Here is an 897-nt window from a genome sequence, read left to right on the forward strand (position 1 = left end):
GGCGGGCGGCCGACCGCGCCGACCGCGCCGCCAGGGAGAAGGGCGAGGGCGCCGTCACTGAGGCGGAGGACGCCGAGGCCCTCACCCCGGCCGAGGACACCGCGGTCACCAAGACCACGGAGACCGGCACGGCCACCGGAACCGTCGGCGGCGCCTCCTCGGACGAACCCCTGCTGCGGGTGGAGGATGTGGCGCAGTGCTTCAAGGTCCGTGGTGGGCTGTGGGGCCGGTCCTCGGACTTCTGGGCGGTCAAGGGGGTCTCCTTCGACCTGTACAAGGGTGAGACGTTGGGGGTCGTGGGTGAGTCGGGGTCGGGTAAGTCGACCCTGTCGCGGATGGTGATGCGGCTTTTGGAGCCGACCCGGGGCCGGGTGGAGTTCGAGGGCCGCGACATCACGCACATGTCGGAGCGGGCGTTGCGTCCGTTGCGTCGGGATGTGCAGATGGTGTTCCAGAACCCGTATTCGTCGTTGAACCCGCGGGTGACGGTGGGGGACGCGATCGGTACGGCGTTGCGGGTGCAGGGGGAGCGTGACGGTAGGAAGATCCGGCGTCAGGTGCAGGCCTTGTTGGAGCGGGTGGGGTTGGAGCCCGATCATTACAACCGGTTCCCGCACGCGTTCTCGGGGGGTCAGCGGCAGCGGATCGCGATCGCGCGGGCGTTGATCCTCAAGCCGAAGTTGATCATCTGTGATGAGCCGGTCTCGGCGTTGGACGTGTCCACGCAGGATCAGGTGCTCAAGTTGTTGTCGGAGTTGCAGGACGATTTCGCCTTGACCTACATCTTCGTGGCGCATGATCTGGCGGTGGTGCGGCAGGTCTCGGACCGGGTCGCGGTGATGCGCAAGGGTGAGATCGTGGAGATGGGCGACAGCGACAGCGTGTACGAGGATCCGC

At 67.2% G+C, this 897-nt stretch carries 1 protein-coding gene; it reads left to right on the forward strand.

What is annotated here, in order from left to right:
* Window positions 1-897: ATP-binding cassette domain-containing protein (locus D471_RS0132300; RefSeq protein ID WP_017602435.1), on the forward strand; the 897-nt coding region annotated here is incomplete at both ends.

The organism is Nocardiopsis lucentensis DSM 44048, assembly GCF_000341125.1.
Classification (GTDB): domain Bacteria; phylum Actinomycetota; class Actinomycetes; order Streptosporangiales; family Streptosporangiaceae; genus Nocardiopsis; species Nocardiopsis lucentensis.